Origin of the sequence: Actinomadura viridis, assembly GCF_015751755.1 — a bacterium.
In the GTDB taxonomy this organism is placed as follows: domain Bacteria; phylum Actinomycetota; class Actinomycetes; order Streptosporangiales; family Streptosporangiaceae; genus Spirillospora; species Spirillospora viridis.
The window spans coordinates 3,164,672-3,187,148 of record NZ_JADOUA010000001.1 but is presented as its reverse complement, the minus strand read 5'-3'; the positions used below and the strand labels follow the sequence as shown (position 1 = coordinate 3,187,148).

The 22,477-nt window shown below is 71.4% G+C and carries 18 protein-coding genes and 1 riboswitch; of the genes, 8 read left to right on the top strand and 10 right to left on the bottom strand.

Features of this window, described 5'->3' with window-relative positions:
• Position 1 precedes the first annotated feature (1 nt).
• The 3 genes from IW256_RS14335 to IW256_RS14325 form a co-directional block, all read right to left on the bottom strand.
• Positions 2–1,234 (bottom strand): acyl-CoA dehydrogenase family protein, encoded by a 1,233-nt coding sequence (locus tag IW256_RS14335; protein WP_197011443.1) that lies wholly within the window; start codon positions 1,232–1,234, stop codon positions 2–4.
• Between the two features lie 111 nt (positions 1,235–1,345).
• Positions 1,346–2,218 (bottom strand): ABC transporter permease, encoded by an 873-nt coding sequence (locus tag IW256_RS14330; protein WP_197011442.1) that lies wholly within the window; start codon positions 2,216–2,218, stop codon positions 1,346–1,348.
• Positions 2,215–3,048 (bottom strand): ABC transporter ATP-binding protein, encoded by an 834-nt coding sequence (locus IW256_RS14325; protein WP_197011441.1) that lies wholly within the window; start codon positions 3,046–3,048, stop codon positions 2,215–2,217. The genes IW256_RS14330 and IW256_RS14325 overlap by 4 nt, the downstream gene beginning before the upstream one ends.
• Before the next feature lie 121 nt (positions 3,049–3,169).
• Between IW256_RS14325 and IW256_RS14320 the strand changes: the two genes are divergently transcribed.
• From IW256_RS14320 to IW256_RS14310, 3 genes are all read left to right on the top strand, one after another.
• Positions 3,170–4,123, top strand: coding sequence for an LLM class flavin-dependent oxidoreductase (locus IW256_RS14320; protein ID WP_197011440.1), 954 nt, complete (start codon positions 3,170–3,172; stop codon positions 4,121–4,123).
• A gap of 201 nt (positions 4,124–4,324) precedes the next feature.
• Positions 4,325–5,401, top strand: a complete 1,077-nt coding sequence (locus IW256_RS14315) for an alcohol dehydrogenase catalytic domain-containing protein (protein WP_197011439.1) — start codon at positions 4,325–4,327, stop codon at positions 5,399–5,401.
• Complete coding sequence (locus IW256_RS14310; protein ID WP_197011438.1) at positions 5,398–6,837, top strand: aldehyde dehydrogenase family protein; 1,440 nt, start codon at positions 5,398–5,400, stop codon at positions 6,835–6,837. The genes IW256_RS14315 and IW256_RS14310 overlap by 4 nt, the downstream gene beginning before the upstream one ends.
• Before the next feature lie 145 nt (positions 6,838–6,982).
• On the opposite strand, the gene IW256_RS14305 is transcribed toward IW256_RS14310, so the two are convergent.
• The 3 genes from IW256_RS14305 to IW256_RS14295 form a co-directional block, all read right to left on the bottom strand.
• On the bottom strand, positions 6,983–9,337 hold the full coding sequence (locus IW256_RS14305; protein WP_197011437.1) for an arylsulfatase: 2,355 nt from the start codon (positions 9,335–9,337) through the stop codon (positions 6,983–6,985).
• 183 nt (positions 9,338–9,520) lie between these two features.
• Positions 9,521–10,231: a cation efflux transmembrane domain-containing protein gene (locus IW256_RS14300; protein WP_197011436.1), complete on the bottom strand. Its 711-nt coding sequence runs from the start codon at positions 10,229–10,231 to the stop codon at positions 9,521–9,523.
• The gene (locus IW256_RS14295; protein ID WP_231403778.1) at positions 10,228–10,479 is read right to left on the bottom strand and encodes a hypothetical protein; all 252 of its coding nucleotides are present in this window, start codon (positions 10,477–10,479) and stop codon (positions 10,228–10,230) included. Before IW256_RS14295 ends, IW256_RS14300 begins: the two co-directional genes overlap by 4 nt.
• A gap of 202 nt (positions 10,480–10,681) precedes the next feature.
• Positions 10,682–10,874: riboswitch (cobalamin riboswitch) on the top strand.
• A 134-nt stretch (positions 10,875–11,008) separates the two neighbouring features.
• Here IW256_RS14295 and metE point away from each other — a divergent pair.
• Positions 11,009–13,258 carry a 5-methyltetrahydropteroyltriglutamate--homocysteine S-methyltransferase gene (gene metE, locus IW256_RS14290; protein ID WP_197011435.1) on the top strand — a complete coding sequence of 750 codons (2,250 nt, stop codon included), beginning with the start codon at positions 11,009–11,011 and terminating at the stop codon, positions 13,256–13,258.
• A 68-nt stretch (positions 13,259–13,326) separates the two neighbouring features.
• Here metE and bla read toward each other — a convergent pair whose 3' ends face one another.
• Positions 13,327–14,304 (bottom strand): class A beta-lactamase, encoded by a 978-nt coding sequence (gene bla / locus IW256_RS14285; RefSeq protein ID WP_197011434.1) that lies wholly within the window; start codon positions 14,302–14,304, stop codon positions 13,327–13,329.
• Positions 14,305–14,570: 266 nt separating this feature from the next.
• On the opposite strand from bla, the gene IW256_RS14280 reads away from it, so the two are divergent.
• The gene (locus tag IW256_RS14280) at positions 14,571–15,647 is read left to right on the top strand and encodes a tartrate dehydrogenase (RefSeq protein WP_197011433.1); all 1,077 of its coding nucleotides are present in this window, start codon (positions 14,571–14,573) and stop codon (positions 15,645–15,647) included.
• Positions 15,648–15,744: 97 nt separating this feature from the next.
• On the opposite strand, the gene IW256_RS14275 is transcribed toward IW256_RS14280, so the two are convergent.
• The 3 genes from IW256_RS14275 to IW256_RS14265 all read right to left on the bottom strand — a co-directional run bounded on the left by IW256_RS14275 (position 15,745) and on the right by IW256_RS14265 (position 18,696).
• Positions 15,745–16,650 carry a LysR family transcriptional regulator gene (locus tag IW256_RS14275; RefSeq protein WP_197011432.1) on the bottom strand — a complete coding sequence of 302 codons (906 nt, stop codon included), beginning with the start codon at positions 16,648–16,650 and terminating at the stop codon, positions 15,745–15,747.
• A gap of 95 nt (positions 16,651–16,745) precedes the next feature.
• The gene (locus IW256_RS14270; RefSeq protein ID WP_197011431.1) at positions 16,746–16,901 is read right to left on the bottom strand and encodes a hypothetical protein; all 156 of its coding nucleotides are present in this window, start codon (positions 16,899–16,901) and stop codon (positions 16,746–16,748) included.
• A gap of 163 nt (positions 16,902–17,064) precedes the next feature.
• The gene (locus tag IW256_RS14265) at positions 17,065–18,696 is read right to left on the bottom strand and encodes an SLC13 family permease (RefSeq protein WP_231403776.1); all 1,632 of its coding nucleotides are present in this window, start codon (positions 18,694–18,696) and stop codon (positions 17,065–17,067) included.
• A 1,076-nt stretch (positions 18,697–19,772) separates the two neighbouring features.
• Between IW256_RS14265 and IW256_RS14260 the strand changes: the two genes are divergently transcribed.
• The 3 genes from IW256_RS14260 (at position 19,773) to IW256_RS14250 (ending at position 22,320) form a co-directional block, all read left to right on the top strand.
• The gene (locus tag IW256_RS14260; protein WP_197011429.1) at positions 19,773–20,495 is read left to right on the top strand and encodes a response regulator transcription factor; all 723 of its coding nucleotides are present in this window, start codon (positions 19,773–19,775) and stop codon (positions 20,493–20,495) included.
• Positions 20,492–21,607: a sensor histidine kinase gene (locus tag IW256_RS14255; protein WP_197011428.1), complete on the top strand. Its 1,116-nt coding sequence runs from the start codon at positions 20,492–20,494 to the stop codon at positions 21,605–21,607. Before IW256_RS14260 ends, IW256_RS14255 begins: the two co-directional genes overlap by 4 nt.
• Positions 21,608–21,786: 179 nt before the next feature.
• On the top strand, positions 21,787–22,320 hold the full coding sequence (locus IW256_RS14250) for a hypothetical protein (protein ID WP_197011427.1): 534 nt from the start codon (positions 21,787–21,789) through the stop codon (positions 22,318–22,320).
• Positions 22,321–22,477: the final 157 nt, after the last annotated feature.

The window sequence follows — 22,477 nt, the reverse complement described above, 5'->3', positions numbered from 1 at the left end:
CTCACGCCTCCCGGCCGTCGGCGGTGGCCTTGCGCGCCGGACGCTGGTCGAAGGACCGCCCGAGCAGCTCGGAGGCGATGCGGGTGCGCTGAATGTCGGGGGTGCCGCCGGCGAGCGCCCAGCCGTGCGCGTCCCTGTGCATCCGCTCCAGGCCGTACTCCTCGGTATAGCCGTTGGCGCCGTGCAGCATCATCGCCATGTCGGTGACCCGCTTGGCCATCTCGTTGGCCGCGCACTTGGCGAGCGAGACGTGCAGGGTGCTCGGGGTGCCGGCGTCGAGCCCGGCCACCGCGCGGTCGCGGAGCATGCGCACCGACTCGACCTCCAGGAGCATGTCCGCGAGGGTGACCTGAACCGCCTGGAACTCGGCGATGGGCCGGCCGAACTGCTCGCGCTCCTGGACGTAGGCGATGGTCTTGTCCAGAGCGGCCTGCCCCAGAGCGAGGCTCATCGTGGTGTTGCCCAGCCGTTCGATGGAGAACATCGAGAAGAGGTCGCGGAAGCCGTCGGGAGGCCGGACGACGATGTTCTCGACCGGGATCTCCACGTCGTCGAGGATCACGTCCGCGGACGGCAGGCCCCGGAAGCCCATCAGCCGCTCACGGGCCCCGAACGAGACGCCCTTGCGGTCGGCCTCGACGATCACGGCTCCGATGCCCCTGGCCCCCGGGACGTCGTTCATCCGGCAGTAGACGAGGTAGCGGTCCGCGTCTCCGCCGTTGGAGATCCAGCGTTTCAGGCCGCGCACCACGACGGTGTCGCCCTTGATCTCCGCGCGGGTGACCATGTCGGTGGCGGCCGATCCGGCGTCCGGCTCGGAGATGCCGATGGCCATCGCGTTGTCACCGCTGATCACCCCGGGCAGGAACCGCCGCCTCTGCTCCTCGGTGCCGAGTCGCACCAGGTGCTGCGCCGGTCCGACGTTGGCCTCGAAGACCTGGAAGGCCGCCGGTGGCCAGACCTTCGCCAGCTCCTCGACCACGGTCAGGGCTTCGGCGAACGTTCCTCCGGCGCCTCCGTACTCCTCGGGAAGAGCGATGCCCAACCATCCGAGGGACCCCAGGTAGCGCCGCTCGTCATGCGCGATGACGGTCCGGTCGCGGTCCCACTGCTCGACGTGGGGCGCGTAGCGCTTCTCCGCGACCTGACGGGCGATCTCGCGCAGCTCGGATGTCTCGGTCGGCTGGGCGGCGGGGCCCGGACCAGCGGGCTGCGGCTCGAGTGGTGTGGTCATGCGTTGTGCTGCTTTCCCGTCTGCGGAAATGCGAGTCCCTCCCGGCGCTCGTCGTCGAACGCGGGCAGGTCCTGCATGGTGGAAGGGATGTGCGTTGCGGGGTGGCCCGGGTCAGCGGCTCTGGGCGTACTCGCTGTCCGCCCAGCGCACCAGGCGGGAGCCGAGCAACCCGACCAGTCCGCCGAACAGGACACCGAGGATCGAGACGGTCACGACGCCGACGTACATCCGGTCGGGGACGAAGATCTGCCAGGCGTGCCAGGTGTAGTAGCCGAGGCCCTCGTGGGCGTTGACGAACTCGACGGCGATGACCAGCAGCATGGAGATGCCCGAGGCGAGCTTGAGGCTGGAGACGATCTGCGGCGTGATCGCCGGAACGATCATCCAGCGGAACCGCTGCCCGGATGACAGGCCGTAGGACCGCGCGACCTCGTGGAACGCGGTGGGGATCATCATCGCGGCGGACAACGTCGTGAAGGCGACGATGTAGAACGTGCCGAGGGAGATGAAGACCAGCTTCGGCATCTCGCCGAGCCCGAAGAGGAGCAGGAACAGCGGCAGCAGCGCGAGCTTCGGAATGACGTAGAGCGCGCGGATCATGGGCTCGAGCATCCAGCGCAGGATCTTCACCTGGCTCATCAGGAGGCCGACGAGGATTCCGGCCAGCGATCCGATGACGTAGCCGGTCAGCAGCCGGACGATGGTGATCTTGAGCTCGGACCAGAGCAATCCGCTCCGCAGGTCCTCCTGCGCCTTCGCCGCCACCGCGCTCGGCTGGCTGAAGAAGCGGGCGTCGATCCAGCCCGACCGGGCCGAGATCTCCCAGGCGACGAGCATGCCGACCGGGAGCACGAGGCCGAGCACGAGCCGCAGGACGCCGTCGCGCCTCGCCTGGTACGCCGCCGACCGCTGCCTGGGGTCGGGCCGGCGCTCGACCCAGTTCCCCTCGTCCCGGGACACGCTCCGGTCCATCTGCACGGTCATCGGACGGCCTCCTCGATCGTCTCGACGTCGTCTTTGAGGTCGTCCCAGAGGTCCTGCTCGAGCCGGGCGAACTCCGGGTCCTTCCTCAGCTCCGCCGACCGCGGGCGCGCGAACGGGACGTCGACGATGCGGCGCATGCGTCCCGGACGGGCCGACATCAGGGCGATCCGGTCGGAGAGGAGGATCGCCTCGTCGAGGTTGTGGGTGACGAAGAAGACCGTGTAGGTGTGCTCGCGGACGATGGCGAGGAGCTCCTCCTGGAGCACCTTGCGCAGCTGCGCGTCGAGCGCCGCGAAGGGCTCGTCCATCAACAGGATCTCGGGCTCGACGACGAACGCGCGAGCCAGTGCGACGCGCTGCTTCATGCCACCGGACAGGTTGCCCGGGAGCGCCTTCTCGAACCCGGTGAGGCCGACCCGCTCGATCCACTCCTGCGAGCGGCGGCGCGCCTCGGCGCGGTCCACACCGGCGGCGTCGAGCCCCAGGCGCACGTTCGCCTCGACCGAGCGCCAGGGGAAGATCGAGTACTCCTGGAACACCGGGGCGACGAGCGGCCGGTCCCGGTGCTCGTGGTTGATCCGGACGACTCCGTCCGTGGGCTTCTGCAACCCCGCGAGCACCCGCAGCAGCGTCGACTTCCCGCAGCCCGACGGCCCGGCGACCGAGAGGAACTCGCCACGCCCGACGGTCAGGTCGACGTCGTCGAGGGCGACGACGTCCTCCCGGCCGCGGCGGCGGTATCGGTAGGACAACCCTTCGATGCGGATCTTGTCAGCGCTCGGCGCGACGTCGCCCGTCGGGGGCGACTCGGAGCGCACGGCCTCAGTCATCGGGCCCCTCCCAGCATCGTCACGACCACTTCGATTCTATTGAGCGGAATCTAATTCACCTGGTATGAATCATCTGTGTGATCCTGGGGCCCTGTCAAGGGTCACGACGCGACGGAGAGGTATGACCATGCGCCTGTGCACCAACTGGCTCCCGCTTTCCTCCGGCCTGACCCGGGAGGTGGCCGCCCGGTGCGAGGCGGCCGGCCTGTGGGGGATCGGGATCGGCGACTCCCCCGGCTACGGAGAGCTCTACTCCGCCTGCACCGACGCGCTCGGCGCGACGTCCTCGCTGGTCGTGAGCACCAGCGTGACCAACCCCGTGACCCGGCACTGGTCGGTACACGCCAGCGCCGTGCGCGCCCTGACCTCCGCCCATCCCGGCCGGTTCCGCCTGGGGTTCGGTCGAGGCGACTCGGCCGTGCACACCTTCGGCCTCCGGCCCGCGTCCCTGGCCGACCTCGAGCACTTCGGGCGCTCGGTGGCCGATTCCGCGCGGGCGGCCGGCGTCCACCCCTTCCTGCTCGTCGCGGCCAGCGGTCCCGCGACCGCGCGCATCGCCGGGCGCGTGGCCGACGGTGTCATCGCCGGCGTCGGCGGGGACCCCGTCGCGCTCCGCACGATACGCGAGCGCGCGCACGCCGCCCGCGCCGGCGGCGCCGCACCTCCCGAGATCTGGGCATCGGTGAGGATCGCCATCGGACGGGACGAGGACGAGGTGCGCGACCTGCGGCGACGTCTCGTCCCGCGCGCGGTGGGCGCGTCGCACTTCTCCTTCGCGTCGACCTTCGAGGGCAAGAACGTGCCCGAGGAGTACGCCGGCGTGCTGGCCGAGCGCTACGCGACCTACGACTACGGCTCGCACGGCCGCTCCGGAGCGACCGCGAACGCGACGATGTTCGCGGACCGGCCCGACATCGAGGACTACCTGCTCGACCGCTTCGCCGTCGTGGGACGCGCGGACGACTGCCGGGCCCGGCTGGAGGAACTCTCGACGCACGTCGACGGCGTCTACCTGTCACTGCTCTTCGAGGACGCCCTGCCCCAGATCGACCGGATCGGCGCGATGCTCGCATAGGCAGGGGACTCCCCCGGGTTCGGCAGCCCCGGCCCTGGCCCGACCGCCCGGCCGTCCGCAACGCGATAGACCGGGACACCTGGAGCGTCGCCCTGGCGGCGCCCCGGCTGGGGCGCGTCTTGTGGCACCGGTTCACCCGACGATAGATTCCACTCAGCAAAAGCTGTTTAGAATGGTTAGAACGATCATGAGGAAACGCCCGTGCGCGCACTGGTCTGGGACGGAACAGGTCTCCACGTCGACTCCACCATCGAGGTCCGCCCGCCGGGTCCGGGCGAGGTCGCCGTCGACATCACCATGGCCGGCCTGTGCCACAGCGACGTCAGCCCGATGGAGGGCCGCATTCCTCAGCCCACGCCGGCCATCCTCGGCCACGAGGCCGTCGGTGTGGTCTCCGCGGCGGGCCCCGGCGCCGACGTGCCCGTGGGTCAGCGGGTCGTGCTCACCGTTCTGCGCCGATGCGGCGAGTGCCGCCACTGCCGCGAAGGCCGGCCGACCCTCTGCCCCGCTTCCGGCCGGCCCGTCGCCAGCCCGTTCCGCCGCGACGGCGACGTCGTGCACCAGTTCGTCAGGATCGGCGCCTTCGCCGAGCGGATCGTGGTGGCCCAGGAGCAGGTCATCGCGATGCCCGCGGAGATCCCCGCCCCGGTCGCCGCCATGCTCGGCTGCGCCACGATCACCGCGTTCGGTGCCGTGGAGGACCGCGCCCGGCTCCGCGCCGGGGAGTCCGTGCTCGTGACCGGCGCCGGCGGGATCGGCCTGAACGCGGTCCTCGCCGCCCGGGCGGCCGGCGCGGAGCGCATCGTGGTCGTCGACCGCAACCCGGCGAAGGAGCGGATCGCCCGCATGTGCGGGGCGACCGACTTCCTCATCCCGGACGACCCGTCGCAGATCGCTCCGGGCGTGCGGGCGCTGGTGCCCGGTGGCGTGGACGCCGCGTTCGAGTGCGCCGGCCACACCGGACTCCTGGACGCCGCGATCAAGTCCCTCGGCGGGGGCGGACGGGTCGTCGTGCTCGGGCTGCCGCCGACCGGTGCGACGCTCGGCCTCGAGGTCCGCGACCTGTTCCACGACAAGTCCCTGCTCGGCTGCCGCATGGGCTCGGTCGACCCGCACCGGAAGCTTCCCGACCTCGCCGAGCGCGTCCTTCGCGGCGAGCTCGACCTGAACCCGCTCGTGTCGGCGGTCGTACCCCTGGAGGGCGCGGCCCGGCTCGTCGACGACCTCCGCAACGGCCGCATCGACCGTGGCTTCCTCCGATTCGGGAGCACCTCGTGACCACGACCGCCCACCACCACTCGATCGCCGGCGACTCGCTGAGCACCTCAAGGACGTACGACGTCACCGACCCCTACACCGAGCAGGTCATCGCCGTGGTCGCCGACGGTGACCGCACCGCGGCCGACGCCGCCGTGGCCGCCGCCGCCGAGGCGCGCGACGCCTGGGCGGCGACCCCGGTCGAGACCCGCCGCCGCGTCCTCGGCCGCGCCGGCGAGCTGCTCGAAGGCCGGCGCGACGAGCTCGTCGACCTGGCCATCGCCGACACGGGCGCCCGCCGGGCCGTCGCCGAGCAGACCCAGGTCGACGCAGCGCTGACCCGGCTCCGGCACTGGTCCACCCTGCCCGCGGACCTGCTCACCGTCCCGGCGGAGCCCGTGAGGGCCGGTCTCGCGGGAACGGTCACGCGCACGCCGGTCGGCGTGGTCGGCTGCATCAGTCCCTACAACTTCCCGCTGCTCGCGATGGTCGCGAAGGTCGCGCCCGCCCTGTTCGCCGGCAACACCGTGGTGATGAAGCCCGCCCCGCAGGACCCGCTGCTGGTCATCGCGCTCACCGAGGCGCTCAACGAGGCCCTGCGGGCGGAAGGCGCGCCGGCGGGTGCGGTCAACCTGGTGACGGGCGCGGGCGCCGAGCCCGGTGCCGCGCTGGTCGACCACCCCGAGGTCGGTGCGATCAGCTTCACCGGCAGCACGGTGGTCGGCACCGAGATCTACCGGTCGGCGGCGCCCGGCATGAAGCGGCTCCTCCTCGAGCTCGGCGGCAAGGGCGCGCTCGTCGTACGGGCCGACGCGGACCTCGACGCCGTCGTCGCCGGCGCGACGCGGGCGTGGACGGTCCACTCCGGGCAGATCTGCGTGACGCCCTCCCGCGTCATCGCCGACGCCTCGGTGCACGACGAGCTCGTCGGGCGGCTGCGCGCCACGCTGGGCGACCTCGTGCACGGCGACCCGCGAGACCCCGCGACGACCACCGTCCCGCTGATCAGCGAGGTCCAGCGCGACCGCGTCGGCGCGCTGGTGGCCGGTGCCCGCGCGGAAGGCGGGACGGTGCACGCCGCGGCGGACGTCCCGGATCACGGCTACTTCCACCCCGCCACCCTCGTGACGGGCGTCGGCCCGGAGACGACGGTCATGCAGGAGGAGGCGTTCGGCCCGGTCGTCTGCGTCACCCGGACGTCCTCCGACGACGAAGCGGTCGCCATCGCCAACTCGACCCGCTACGGGCTGACCGACCAGGTCTACTCGCGCGACCTCGACGCGGCGCGCCGCGTGGCCGCCCGGCTGGCCGCCGCGCAGGTCGGCATCAACACCTGCGCCCGGCGGGGAGATCTCCCCTTCGGCGGCAACAAGGCCAGTGGCCTCGGGCGCAGCGGCGGCACCTACGCACTCGACTCGTACACCGAACTCCGCGCGACGGTGCATCCGGCCTGCTGATGACAGTCATGTCCCGGAACCACCCGGAACCGGCTCCGGGGCAGGCTCCGGACGTCCGCGGCCCCTGGAGGCACTGCTCGCGCACACCGTCACGGCGGCGACATCCGGGCCATCACCGCCTTGGCCGCCGCCCGCGACCAGCCGATCAGTCGATCGCCAGCCAGCCGCGCACCTCCGCCTCGTGGTCGACGAAACGGTCGCCGGAGACGTCGACGACGACCTTGTCGATGGTGCCTCCGGTGAACGGGAACGGCGCCCGGTAGTCGCGGGTGACGGGCGAACCCTCGTCGCGGCCGACGCAGATCCCGTCTCCGACGACGCAGAAGTAGCTGGGCTGGGTGACGATGCGGTCGCCGCCCACCCGCTGCTCGTCCAGGTACAGGGTGAGGGGTCCCTCGGCACCGGGCATCTCGGGATCGGTGCTGCGGCCCTCGGCCCGGAACTCGGCCGTGAACACGTGCCTGCCCGGCTCGATCCGCAGGTCGGCGGTCACGACCTGCAGGCGGCTGCCCACCCAGTTGAAGGCGTAGTGCAGACGCTGGTCCTTGATGTAGAGGCTGTGCCCGCCCGAGACGCCGCCCTGGGCGAACAGGACGCCTTCGGCGTCGGCCGAGTGGATCTCGACCCCGGCGGCGATGGCGTACGACCGGCCGCTGATCACCGCGCCGGACTGCTCGGGCACCGGCGCGCAGTCGGGGTAGTAGACGTAGCGGTCACGGGCGGGGGTGCCCTGCGGGCGCTCGCTCAGGGTCTGCTCCAACGCGGTGCGGTCGTCCAGCGGAAGCCCGTTGTAGATGCCGGCGTGGTAGTACCACAGGCTCTTGAGCGTCTCCATCCGGCCCGGCTCCCGCGCGGCCAGGTTGTTGCACTGGGCGCGGTCCGTGGTGAGGTCGTAGAGTTCCCACTCGTCGTCCTCGAACCTGCCCCAGCCGCTCAGCGGAGGATGCACGGTGCAGGCCAGCCATCCGTCGTGGTAGATCGCACGCTGCCCCAGCATCGTGTAGAACTGCGTCCGCTTCCCCGGCGCCGAGGGGTCGGTGACCGAGGCCGCGAAGCTCTGGCCCTCGATCGGGTTCTGCGGACGTCCCTTGAGCACCTCCGGCGGTTCGATGCCCAGCAGGTCGTAGAGCGTCGGGACGACGTCGACCGCGTGGACGTACTGGTGGCGCACCTCCCCGCGGGCCTTGATCTTGGCGGGCCAGGCGACCAGGCACATGTCGGCCACACCGCCCTCGTAGCCGGCCCAGCGCTTCCAGTACGGGAACGGGGTGTCGAACGCCCACGCCCATCCGGTGTTGTAGTGGTTGTAGGATGACGGGCCGCCGAGTTCGTCGATGTGCTCCAGGGACAGCTCGGCCGGGGTGGGCAGGCCGTTGAAGAACCGCATCTCGTTGAACGTCCCGTCCGGCCCGCCCTCACCGCTTCCACCGTTGTCGGAGACCGCCACGATGATCGTGTTGTCGAGCTCGCCGGTGGACTCCAGGAAGTCGATCACCCGGCCGAGCTGGTCGTCGGTGTAGGAGACGTAACCGGCGAAGACCTCGGCCATCCGGGTGAACAGCCGCCGCTCGCCCTCGTTGAGGGACTCCCATGGCCGGACGGTGTCGAGCTGCGGCCACGGCTGACCGTCCGGCCCGGTGGCCTCCGGCTCGCCGTGGGGGTTGATCGGGGACGGCTCGGTGCCCTCGGGCAGCAGGCCGATCTCTTTCTGGCGGCGCAGGATCTCGGGCCGGATCGCCTCGTAGCCCTGGTCGAACACCCCCTTGTACCTGTCGGCCCACTCGGTGAAGACATGGTGCGGCGCGTGGGCCGCGTCGAGCGCCAGGTACATGAAGAACGGCTTGTCCGGCTCGACCACCTTGGCGTCGCGGATGAACGCGATGGCCTTGTCGGACAGGTCCCTGGCGATGTGGTACCCCTCCTCGGGCGTCGCCGGAGGGCCGACCTGGTGGTTGTCGTGGACCAGGCTCGGATACCAGCAGCTCGACTCGCCGTTGAGGAAGCCGTAGAACCGCTCGAACCCGCACCCCAGAGGCCACCGTCCCTTGTACGCGGCCATGCTGGTCTCCCACCCTGGGGTGAGGTGCCACTTGCCGATGCAATAGGTGTTGTAGCCGCGTTCGGACAGGACCTCCGAGATGAACCCGTTCTCGACCGGAATGCGGGTGGAGATCCCAGGAAACCCGTCGCTGAACTCGGCGATCGTTGCCATTCCGTTCGAGGTCGCGTTCCGGCCGCTCAGTAACGAGGCCCTGGTGGGCGAGCACAGCGCGGTGGTGTGGAAATTCGAATAGCGCAGGCCCAGGTTCGCTATCCGGGTCATCGTCGGCGTCTTCACCGGACCGCCGTAGCAGTCCATCGTCCCGTAGCCGACGTCGTCCCACACGATCATCAGCACGTTCGGGGACCCCTTGGGCGCCCACGGTGACAGGAACGGCTCCCAATCCGGTTCCGAGTCGCGGATGTCGAGGGAGATCCTCCCCTTGAAGCCTTTCGCCATGGTTTCTCTCCTCAGCGGACTGGATCCCGGGCGGCCCGACGTGATCGGCGCCGCGGTCGCGTGGGGCGACGTGCCCGGCCGTGTTCGGCCGTTCTCCTGTTCACCGGCGTGCTGCTGCCGCCTACGTTCCCTCCGCGAGCCGGGACGGCACACGCCTCCCTTCAAGACATCACGATGGAATGGTCACTTTCCGTGCAAGCGCGAAGCTTCACCGAAATACCGTGCGGCCACGGCGGCGTCCTCGCCGGTGGGGACGGCGGGGTGCGGGCAGCAGGCGGTCCCGCGCCAGGCGCCGCGACCTTCCTTGACCGCGACGGCGGCGATGGCCAGCGCCGCGATCGGGTCGGCCCAGGCCCATCCGTACAGGCTGTTGACCGCCAGGCCGATCAGCAGCACGGCCGACAGGTAGGTGCACAGCAAGGTCTGCTTCGAGTCGGCCACCGCGCTGGCCGACCCGAGCTCGCGGCCGGCGCGGCGCTGGGCGTACGACAGGAACGGCATGACGGCCAGGCTGAGGGCGGCCAGCACCAGCCCCGCGGACGAGTGTCCGGCCTCGCCGCCGCCGACCAGGGCGCGTACCGAGTCGACGCTGACGTAGGCGGCCAGGGTGAAGAACGAGACCGCGATGATCCGCAGCGCCCGCCGCTCCCGCCGCTCGACCGACTCCGGTGCGCGGGCGGAGAACTGCCAGGCGACCGCGGCCGCGGAGGCGACCTCGATCACCGAGTCCAGCCCGAACGCCACCAGCGCCCCCGACGACGCGACCGTCCCGGCGCCGATCGCGACCATGGCCTCGACCACGTTGTAGGTGATGGTGGCGGCCACCAGCAGCCGTACCCGCCGCGCCAGCACCGCCCGCCGCCGCGGTGAGGGCCCCAGCGACAGCGTGGTCATGTCCGCGCGCGCCTCTCGGGGGTGCAGGCGCCTACCTGCTGGTCGGCGCCGGTGCCGTGGGCCGGGCAGAGCGGCGTGGCGCGATCGGTCGCTGGACGGTGCGGGGGCGGGCGCAGCAGGTCCGAGACCTCGGGGGCGGCGACGGAGTAGAACGGCAGGTCCACCGCCCGCGCCTCGCCTCGGGCCGGTCGCTGCACGATCGGCGACCTCACCGGGTCGGCGAGGGGATGGAACAGCGCTGCCGGCATGAGCCCGTCCAGACAACCCATTCCATAATCAAGATCAATCGACATATCGCGATGATAGTCCACATTGGTGGTCAGTCAACCCGTTACAGGGACCGGATGGAGTCCGCCTCCGGGGAGGGGAAGGACTCTGGCGGCGGCGCGCATGGCGACGAAGGTGTGCGGCCGGGCGCGCGGTCTGGGCCGCTACACTCGCTTGCGTGGATGGTTCGCTCGGTCCCTTCGGGGTTCGAGCGTCGTAAGAGGGAACCCGGTGAGAATCCGGGACTGCCCCGCAGCGGTGAGCGGGAACGACCGCCGTCATCACGCACTGGGCCTCGCACAGGTCTGGGAAGCGACGGCCAGTAGGACGCTCCTACCTCGGTAGGAGCGGAGCCCGCGAGTCCGAAGACCTGCCTCCGCCCGCGCGCCGGCCGGCGTGCGGTGGTCTGCGGCCTCGAGGGAGGGCCTGCGGCTCGCACGCGGTGGTCCCCGCCGTGCCGTGCGCCGTTCCTTCCGCGTGGCCGCCCGTGGCTCAGCGAGGGAAGCCGCCATGAACACCACGATCCTCGGATACCCGCGCATCGGGGCGCGCCGAGAACTCAAGTTCGCCACCGAGGACTACTGGGCCGGACGCGTCGACGCGGCGGCCCTGGAGAAGGCCGGCGCCGAGTTGCGCGGTGCCGTCTGGACGGAGTTGCGCGACGCCGGGCTCGACGCGATCCCGTCGAACACCTTCTCCTACTACGACCAGGTGCTCGATACCAGCGTGCTCGTCGACGCCGTCCCCGGCCGCTACCGCCACCTGGACGGTCTCGACCGCTACTTCGCCATGGCGCGCGGCGTCCAGGACGTCCCCGCGCTGGAGATGACCAAGTGGTTCGACACCAACTACCACTACATCGTCCCCGAGGTCGGCCCTGCCACCAGGTTCCGGCTGGCGGGCGGAGCCGATGCCAAACCGGTCTCCGAGTACCGGGAGGCCAGGGCGCTGGGCGTCGAGACGCGGCCGGTGCTGGTCGGGCCGCTGACCTACCTGCTGCTGGCCAAGCCGGCGGCGGGTTCCCCTGACGGGTTCCGCCCGCTCGACCTGCTGGACGGGCTGGTCGAGGTGTACGCCGAGTTGCTGGAACGGCTGTCGGGGGCCGGGGCCGAGTGGGTTCAGCTGGACGAGCCCGTGCTGGTCGCGGACCGGACCGAGGAGGAGGTCGCCGCGCTGGCCCGCGCGTACGCCCGGCTCGGCGAGCTGCCCAGCAGGCCGCGCCTGATGGTGGCGACCTACTTCGGCACGGTCGGCGCGGACGCGCTGCGCGTCCTCGCCCGGTCCCGCGTCGAGGCCGTCGCCCTGGACTTCGTCGCGGGAGCGGGCAACCTGGACGTGCTCGCCTCGGTCGGCGGGCTGCCGCGCAAGACCGTCGTGGCGGGCGTGGTGGACGGCCGCAACGTCTGGCGGGCCGGCTCCCGGCGGGCCATGGCGACCTGCGCCGCGCTGCTCGGCCTGTGCGACCAGGTCACCGTCGCGACCTCCTGCTCACTGCTGCACGTCCCGATCGACCTGGACGCCGAGACCGCGCTCGACCCCGCGGTGCGGGGACGGCTCGCGTTCGCCCGGCAGAAGGTCGAGGAGGTCGTCGCGCTGGGCAGGGCGATGCGCGAGGGCGCCCCGGCTCCCACGGCTCAGGCCGCATCGCCGGCCGCGGGGATCGACCACCGCGTCCGTGCCCGCCTGGACATGCTCGGCGACGCGCGCCGCGGGGACCGGAACGCCCGGTTCGCCGCCCAGCGCGCCGCGCTGAGGCTGCCCGACCTGCCCACCACCACCATCGGCTCCTTCCCCCAGACACCGGAGATCCGCAAGGCCCGCGCCGACCGCAGGGGCGGGCGCGTCTCCGAGGACGCCTACACCCAGGCGATGAAGGACGAGATCGGCCGGGTCATCGCCTTGCAGGAGGAACTGGGCCTGGACGTTCTCGTGCACGGCGAGCCCGAACGCAACGACATGGTCCAGTACTTCGCCGAGCGGCTGGACGGCTACGCCGCCACCGAACACGGATGGGTGCAGTCCTACGGGTCCCGGTACGTGCGGCCTCCGATCCTGCACAGCGACGTCGCCCGGCCCCGGCCGATGACCGTCGGATGGACCACCTACGCCCAGGGGCTGACCGGTAAGCCGGTCAAGGGGATGCTGACGGGCCCGGTCACCATGCTGGCGTGGTCGTTCGTCCGCGACGACCAGCCGCCGGCCGAGACCGCGCGGCAGGTGGCCCTCGCGCTGCGTGACGAGATCGGTGACCTGGAGTCGGCGGGGATCCGCGTCATCCAGGTCGACGAGCCCGCCCTGCGCGAACTGCTGCCGCTGCGCGAAGCCGAGCACGCGGCCTATCTGGAGTGGGCGGTCGGCGCGTTCCGCCTGGCCACTTCGGGAGTGGCCGACTCCACGCAAATCCACACGCACATGTGCTACTCGGAGTTCGGCGAGATCATCGACGCGATCGGGGCCCTGGACGCCGACGTCACCAGCGTCGAAGCGGCCCGCTCACGCATGGAGCTGGTCGCCGACCTGCGCGCCGCCGGCTACGAGAACGGCATCGGCCCCGGCGTCTACGACATCCACTCCCCCCGCGTCCCCTCGGCCGAGGAGATGGAGGACAACCTGCGGCGGGCGCTGCAGGCCGTCGAGCCCGCCAAGCTGTGGGTCAACCCCGACTGCGGATTGAAGACCCGCGCCTACCCCGAGACCGAGGCGTCCCTGCGCCACCTGGTCGCCGCCGCGCGACGCGTCCGCGAGGGCACCGCGACCTGACCGGCCGACGAGCGAGGGCGCACGGTCGGGACGGCCCGACCGTGCGCCCTCGGATCGGCCGTGGCGGGTCAGAGCCGGCCGAGGGCTTCGGCCAGTCGGGTGGCGGCGGAGGCGATCACCTTCTCGTCGTGGGGGACGCCGTTGGTGCTCCGGTTGGTGAGGACCGAGATGATGATCGGAGCGGAGGAGCCGGGCGGCCAGGCGATCGCGATGTCGTTCGCGGTCCCGTGGTTGCTCGCGCCACCGGTGCCGGTCTTGTCCCCGACCGTCCAGTCCTTGGGAAGACCGGCCCGGATGCGCGCATTGCCGGTGAGTGAGCCGCGGAGCCAGCCGATCAGCCGGTGCCTGTCCCGGGCATCGAGGGCGTCGCCCACGGTGAGCCGGGACAGGCTGCCCGCGGCGGCCGCGGGAGTGGTGGTGTCGCGCGTCTCGCCGGGCCGCCACCCGGTGAGGTGGGGCTCGTAGCGATCGAGCCGGCTCACCGGGTCTCCCAGAGAACGGAAGTACCCGGTCAGCCCGGCGGGCCCCCCGATCCGCCTCAGCAGCATGTTGCCCGCGAAGCCGTCGCTCTTGGTGACCGCCGCCCGGCAGAACTGTGCGGGGGTCATGCCGGTGTCGGTGTACTCCTTGGTCTCCGGCGAATTCTCCAGCACCTCCTCAGGCTTCCAGCGCAGCACCCGGTCGAGGAGGCCGGGGTCGGTGTCGCGTGCCTTCTTCAGAACCGCGGCGCACGCGTACACCTTGAACATCGAATTGAAGGGGAAACGCTCGTTCGCCCGATAGCCGACGGCCTTGCCCGTGCCCATGTCGATCGCCACCGCGCCGATGCGTCCCTCGTATGACGCTTCGAGTGCCCGCAACGCGCGCTCGAGCCCGGGGTTGGAGGTGAACCGGACGGCGGGGGCCGCGCCGCTGGTCTGGGCGGCGGGCTTCGCGGCACCCGTCCGGGCGGCGGGCGCACTCGTTCCGCAGGCCGAGGCGAGCAAGGCGGACGTCGTCAATACCGCGACACCCGACCGGGTCCGCAGCCGAAGATCGAACCTCATGGGCAGAGCAGACCAGAGATCAACTACCTACGTCCAATATCGACATGGGTGGCCGTCGATTCGAGGACGAATATGATCGCATGGGCCGGCCATGGAGCACCCGCGCACGGTCGTCGCCGGTGATGGACCGCTGTGGCCTGCCGATGATCGACCGGGACACATAGCCGCTGTCTATGGGTCGCATTGGCAATCGGTGTTGGACGGGTACGGCGGCCCCGCGCTTGACTCGGAAGCGTTATCAGCCGATTCCCGTCCGAGGAGCTCCCGTGACGTCTCAGCGCAGGTTTCGGATCGCCGCCATTCCCGCCGACGGGGTGGGGGCAGAGGTCGTGGCCGCGGGCCGCACGGTGCTCGACGCGCTCGCCGCCGCGTCCGGCGGGGCGTTCGCCTTCGACTGGACCGAGTTCCCCTGGGGCTCGGACTACTACGCCGAACACGGTGTCATGATGCCGGACGACGGGCTGGCGACCCTCCAGGACTTCGAGGCCATCTACTTCGGCGCCGTCGGCTGGCCGACCGTGCCCGATCACATCAGCCTGTGGGGCCTGCGTCTGAGGATCTGCCAGGGGTTCGACCAGTGGGCCAACGTCCGCCCCGTGCACTTCCTGCCCGGAGTGGTCAGCCCGCTGCGCAAGGCCGACGACACCGAACTGGACTGGGTGGTGGTCCGGGAGAACAGCGAGGGCGAGTACGCCGGCCTGGGCGGCCGCAATCTGTCGGCTCGCGGGGCGGGCGGCGAGGTCGCCGTCCAGTCCGCCCTGTTCACCGAAGTCGGCTGCGAACGCATCATCCGCTTCGCCTTCGAACTCGCCCGCACCAGGGCGCGCAAGAAGGTCTCCAGTGTCACCAAGAGCAACGCCCAGCAGTACGGAATGGTCCTGTGGGACGACACGTTCCGCCGCGTCGCCTCCGACTACCCCGACGTCGAGACCGAAAGCGTCCTGGTCGACGCGATGTCGGCCAAGTTCGTCCTGCACCCCGAGGACCTGTCGGTCGTCGTCGCCTCCAACCTCAACGCCGACATCCTCTCCGACCTGGGCAGCGCCCTGGCCGGCAGCCTGGGCCTGGCCGCCAGCGCCAACCTCAACCCGGAACGTCGCTACCCGAGCATGTTCGAGCCCGTCCATGGTTCCGCTCCCGACATCGCCGGCCGGGGCGTGTGCAATCCCATCGGCGCCGTCGGCAGCGCCGCGTTCATGCTCGACCACCTCGGCCTGCACGACGAGGCCGCGCGCCTCGGTAAGGCCATCGAGGCCACCACCGGCGCGGGCGTCATGACACCCGACGTCGGCGGCACCGCCACCACCGCGGACGTCACCCAGGCGATCATCGACCATCTGTGACCAGCGCCGTACCGGCGAGGTCCGTGGTCGCGGACGTGCCCCGGTCTTCCCCGGCGGGCGCTGCCTCCGGCCCGGGCGACCGTCGCCCGATCCGGCGCTAGAGGTCGTCCGGAGCCTCCGGCTTCGTCGACCAGGACGCGGCCATGCCGAGGAACGCCCGAGCGGCCGGGGTGAGCTCGGCGGGCCTGCTGACGAGCGCGACGCGCAGGTGGGACGCGGGTTCGATGTGGTGGATGGCGGCGCCGGCCCGTTCGGCGAGCGGTGTCCACGACGACGGCATGACCGCGTGCCCGAACCCGGCGAGCACCAGCGGCAGGATCGAGGTGCGGTGCGCGATCTCCGCCGCGATGTGCACCTGGACACCGCTGGCGAGGATGTCGTCGACGAGCCTGCGCATCAGGCTGCCGCGCTGGGAGACGATCAGCCGGCGACCGCGCAGATCCGTGCGCCGCACCGTGTCCCCCGCGGGCAGGTCATGGTCCGGGGGCGAGATGAGGATCAGGGGCTGGTCCTCGATCGGCAGGACGCGCAGCCCGGCGGCGTGCAGGTCGCCGGCCGAACCGAGCAGGCCGATCTCGGCGACCCCGGAGCGCACGCCGTCCACCACCTCATCCGGGGTGAACGCGCCGTCCACGTTGAGCGTGATCCCCGGATGGGCCGCGGCGAACCGGGTCATCATCGACGTCAGCGGCTCGATGCCGGGCGACGGCATGGACACCAGATCCAGCCGCCCGCGTTGCAGCCCTTTGACCGACTGCGCCACGGCGCGGGCGGTGTCAAGGTCGCGCAGGACCTGCCGGGCCGGCTCGACGAGCTGGCGGCCCGCCTCGCTGAGCACGACGCCCCGGCCCACGCGGTGGAACAGCGGCACTCCGAGCTCGCGTTCGAGGTTGGCGATGGCCTGCGACAGCGACGGCTGGGCGATATGGACGTGCTCGGCGGCACGTCCGAAGCCCTGGTGGTCGACCACGGCGAGGAAGTACCCCAACTGGCGTGCGTCCACGGCCCCTCCAGCCTTCCATAGGCAGCACCTATCGAAACGGTAGAGGACTCGTGGTGGCCGGCGGCCCGCCGGCTCCTACCCGCGCGGCGGCCGGGTCAGCCCTCGCACCCGTACGACCGCGCCCGGGTGAAGCGGGCCGCGGGGACGGCGCGAGGTCGTGCCGGCGGGATGCGGTCCAGGGCGCGCATGCGGGCCCTCTTGCCGCTGTCCACCCGGACGTCGTCGTCGGCACCGAAGGAGGGCCCGAACATCGGAGCCGGGCCTCGATGCCCGCCTCCGGCAGGCGTTCAGGTCCGCCGGACCACTCGGGGCCGGTCAGGACACCGGCCGGGGTCGCTGCCAGGGCGGTACCGACACCGGGCCGGACAGAGCGACCTCCGAGCCGGCGAGGAACCTCCCGCGTCGCACGGTCGCTCAGCCTCCGATCCCGGTGAGGGCGGCCATCACGGGCAGGATCGCGATGATCAGGATCGCGCCGACAACGTCGAAGGTGATCCCTGAGCGGATCATCCGTGTGATGGGCACGCATCCGGTGCCGTAGACGATGGCGTTCTGGGGCGTGGAGACCGGGAGCATGAACCCGAAGGACGCGCCGAACGTGGCGGCCAGCGCCGGGACGAACGGGTCGACCCCGGCCGCCACCGCGAGCGGGATGACGATCGGCACCACCACCGCGGCCGAGGCGGTGTTGCTGGTGGTCTCGGAGATCAGGATCGCCAGGACCACCGCGAACGCGGTGATGGCGAAGGAGCTGGCGATGCCGAGGGTGCTCGACGCGCTCTCGCCGATGGTCTTGGCCAGGCCGGTGGACGACAGCATCGCGCCGAAGATGATCCCGGTGCCGAACAGCAGGATGGTGCCCCAGTCGATCCGGCTCGCGTCGCGCCACGTCATCGTGGTCTCCTGACGCGACCAGTCGACCGGCAGGATGAACAGCAGGGCGGCGCCGACGACGGCCACGACACCCTCGTTGAGCCGGTCGTCGACGAGGGCGTAAGCGTCCGAGCCGGTCCCGGAGACCAGCCCGACGACCGCGGGGAGCAGCCACAGCGTCACCGTGACCCCGAACGCGACCACGGTGTTCTTCTCCGCCCGGCTCATCGGCCCCTGCTCGGCGCGGCGATCGCGGATGTAGTCCTCCACACCCTCGATGCGCCGGACCTCGGGCCGGTTGATCAGCAGCAGGATGACGCCCAGGACGGCGAACATCAGGGCACAGATCGGCAGGGCCGTCAGGGTCCACTGGGCGAACGACACGCGCTGCCCGGTGGCCTCCTCGATCAGCCCGCGGCCGATGAGGTTCGGCGGCGCCCCCACCGGGGTGATCAGCCCGCCGACGCTGGCCCCGTAGGCCAGCATGAGCATCAACGCCGCGCCCACCCGGACCCGCAGCGGATCGAAGTCCGGCCGCACCACGCCACGGTCCTGCATGAGCCGCGCGATCACCGCCAGGATGCCCAGCGCGGTCGGCATCAGCATCGCGACGGTCGCCGTGTTGGACACGAACGCCGACAGCACGCAGGTGATGCCGCCGAAGGCCAGGATGATGCGCACCGTCGACCGCCCGACCCCGGGCAGCCCGAGGACGAAGAACGCCACGCGCTGCGCCACCCCGTGCTTGAGCATGGCCTGGGCCAGGATGAACGCCCCGATGAAGGTGAACACCGTGGTCGAGCCGAACGGCGCCAGCACCTCGTCGGAAGGGGCCACCCCCAGCAAGATGATCGCGGATACCCCGATCAGGCCCCCGACCGGGATGGGCACCGGCTCGCAGATCCACAGCACGATCACGCCCAGCAGCACGGCGCCGAGCGTCTGCTGCGTGCCGTCCATGTCCAGCGGGAGCAGGCCGAACAGGAGGGCCACGGCGGGGGCGAGGAACCATCCGACCATCCGGCGGCCCTTCTCGAACCGCTCCTCGGCCGGGGAGAGACGCTGCTCGGCCAGGCTGCGGTACGTCGTACCGCCGAGCAGGACCTTCTCGACGTCCGTCCGCGCGCCGCCGGCACCACGCGAACCCGGCGGCCGGTCGTGATGTGCAGCCATGGATGCCATGCATCCTCCTCGAAGGCTCGACTGCGCTCACTGTGCAACCTCGACCACCACAGGGTCCAAGATGTGTCGCCTGTCACACTCATAGACCGCGCCTATGGATCCGGATCGAGCGCGGCGCTCGTCCATGTCCGGGACTCCATGAGATCACCGGGCAGCCGGTGAACGGCCGCCTCGGCCAGCCCACCGTCCGATGGAGACCACCGCACGATCCGTTCATCAAGTAGCATCCTTCAGTTCGCGGGGGTCATCGGAGGCCGGGTGTCGAAGCAGTAGGACCGAATCATGTGGGTCTGGGTTCTGTACGCACTGGGCGCGCTCGTCATCTGCGGCGCGGCATGGCTGCATATGAGAGGCCCGATGCGCCGCTGTATCGTCTGCGCGAGTAACGGCCTAGTGAAGCGCTCACCGCTGGTAGGTATGCGTGCGGCCGAGAGACTGCTTGGACACAAACCGCCCTTGGCCTGGTCGACGGCAGACGAACGAGGAAACATAAGCTGGCTGGTCCATCCGGATTGTCAGCGTGAAGCCGCCCGAGGCAAGGGCCGGAAGTTCAAGGACGCAGCGTCGAGATACGCGCACCTCCCGGCCTCCAGTTTCGCCGGGGCGGAATGCGGTCGCTGCCATGAGCCGATCGCGCTGGAGGCGATGCAGCCACCTGCCGCGGACCGCCGGCACGACGCAAGCACGATATATGGGCGCGCGTGGCAGTGCTGGGGATGTAGGGCATGGCTTTGCACCAAGCACCTCAGCAGGGATATCCACCACACGAATGGCGCATTCCGTTTGCCGCATCTTCACTGCGTGGGCGACTTCGTCCCACCCGGAGTGGAGCCCTGACGGTTGGCGCGCCCCGTCCACGAGCAGGTGGCGCGCACGCCGAGCCGGGCCGTCATCCTGCTCGACACCTCCTACCGGGAGGCGCCGCCGCCTGGGGACGGGCGCGTCCGGTTGTCGTAGGCTGCGCGGGTGACGGTCGCGACGGCGCTGGATCCGCCGGGGAACAGGAGCATGCCGGCCGTGCAGCCGGCCACGGCCCCGCTCCCGCGAGACCCTGAAGGGGCGCCGTGGTGAACCCGCCTGAGGAGACCGGGCGGGTCCTCGTGGTGGACGACGATCCCACCGTCGCCGAGGTCGTCGCCCGCTACCTGGTGCGCGACGGTCACCGGGTCGAGTGCGCGGCCGACGGGCGCGATGGTCTGCGGCGGGCTCTCGAAGACCCGCCCGACCTGGTGGTCCTCGATCTCATGCTGCCCGGGCTGAGCGGCCTGGAGGTGTGCCGCAGGCTGCGCGAGACCTCCCCGGTGCCGATCGTGATGCTGACCGCGCTCGGTGAGGAGACCGACCGGCTCGCCGGTCTGGAGACCGGCGCGGACGACTATGTCACCAAGCCGTTCAGTCCTCGCGAGCTGGCCCTCCGGGTGCGGTCGGTGCTGCGCCGGACCCGCGGCGTCGTCGCCCCCGCCGGCACCGGGACGCTGCGCGACGGCGACCTGACGCTGGACGCGCGGGCGCACGAGGCCGAGTTGCGCGGCGCCCCGCTGAGCCTGACCGCGCGCGAGTTCGACCTGCTGGCGTTCCTGATGCGCCACCCGCGGCGGGCGTTCACGCGGGACGAGCTGCTGGAGCGCGTGTGGGGCTGGTCGTTCGGCGACACCTCCACGGTCACCGTCCACACCCGGCGGCTGCGGGAGAAGGTCGAGGACGACCCGACCGCGCCGCGCCGGATCGTCACCGTGTGGGGCGTCGGCTACCGCTACGAGCCCGCCGGCGGTGAGGGGGCGCCGTCGTGATCCCCGTTTCCGACCTGCTTCTGGTGGTCTGGTACGCGGCCGTCGCCGCGGTGGGGGTCGCCGCGGCCGGGCTGGCGCTGCTGCACCGCCTGGGCGGCCGGTCCATCGCCGTCCAGCTCGGGCTGGTCGGCGTCGCGACCGTGCTGGCGACCGTCTCCGGCATCGTGGTGATCACGTTCATGATGGTGCTGAACGACCATGACCAGGCGGTGGTCCTCGCCGTCGTCGCCGCCTCCGGCGCGGTCGCCACCGGGGTGTCGGTGCTGCTGGGGCGCCGCCTGGTCGCCGCCAACCGCGTCCTGGTCGCGGCCGTGCGCACCGACCCGTACCGCGTGCCGGGCACGCGCCTGCCCGCCGAGCTGGCCGAGCTGGCGCGCGAGCTGGACGACGCCTACCGGCGGCTGGCCGAGGCGCACGCGCGTGAACGGGTGCTGGAGTCCAGCCGGCGTGACCTCGTCGCCTGGGTCAGCCACGACCTGCGCACGCCCCTGGCCGGGCTGCGGGCGATGGCCGAGGCGCTGGAGGACGGCGTCGTGTCCGACACCGCGACCGTGGCGCGCTACCACGGCCGCATACGCGTGGAGGTCGACCGCCTGTCGGAGATGGTGGACGACCTGTTCGAGCTGTCGCGCATCCACGCCGGAGCGCTGGGGCTGTCGCGGCGGCGGGTGGGGCTTCACGACCTGGTCGCCGAGGTCGTCGCGGGCACCGAGGCCCTGGCGAAGGCCAAGGGCGTCCGGCTGTGCGGCGACGTCCAGGGCCGCACCCCCCTTGAGGTGGACGCGGGCGAGATGGAACGGGCTCTGCGCAACCTGGTCGTGAACGCGATCCGGCACACTCCCGCGGACGGCGCCATCGAGATCACCGGCGAGGTGGACGAGGGGATGGCGTGCGTGACCGTCGCCGACGCCTGCGGCGGCATCCCCGAGGCCGACCTGCCCCGGGTGTTCGAGGTGGCGTTCCGCGGGGAGAGCGCCCGCACCCCGGGCGGCGGCGCGGGCCTCGGCCTGGCCATCGCGCGCGGGATCGTGGAGGCGCACTCCGGGCAGATCGGCGTGACCAACGCGGGCGGCGGATGCCGCTTCGTCGTGCGCCTCCCCCTCACGCCCTGACGTCCGCCGGCCAGCGAGCCCTCCCCCAGGTAACGGCCATATCCGTTGGCGTTGCAGACGGACGTGTCAGCAGCCGCGAACGAGGCCAGATCGGCTAATAAGCGTGACCGGTCCCGTGGCGATACCTACGATCAGTGAGCATGGATGACCACACCGGTTACAGGAGTGATGGATCCGCCATGACGAGCCGCTCATCGTCCGGTCTCACCGTCCGCGCAGGCTGTCTGCTGCTCGGTGTCGCGGTGCTCATCATCCTGGCCGGCTGCGGGACGAGCAAGGACGGCTCTGAGACGGCCGACGGCAAGGTGCCCTCGACACCGGCGTCACCCCCACCCCGCGCAGCCGCGGACGGAACCGATCTGAACGCCTGCGAGGACGGCAGCTGTGAGGTCGAGGTGACCGGCCCGGCGACGCTCCCGGTGGATAGTAAGAAGTTCAAGACCGGCACGCTGGAGGTCGAGCCGGGCCAGGACGACACGGTGTCGTTCACCATGAAGCAGTCCGGGAACTCCTCGACCTCAGTCCAGGTCTGCAGCCCGGACGGGGGTTGCACGAACCTTGGTGGGGGCGGCTACTCCTCCGGAGGAGGTGACGTGGAGTCGAGCAGTGCGTGGACGGCAGGCGCGGGTACGCGCATCACGGCCAACGGGATCGTCATCACCGTGGTCTCGGTCGCCGACGGGTCGGCGATCCTCCGCGTGACGCCGAGGTAGTCACGCTCAGCGCTCTCGTCCGTCCCTCCAGAAGATCGCGGCGGCGGCGACCGGACCGCGGGTGCTCGCGCCCGGGCCGCGCCGGTAACCGCCCAACGGTCACCCGCAGGCAGGGCACCGGAAGTTCGGCGCGAACGCGTCGCTCATGGAAACGCAA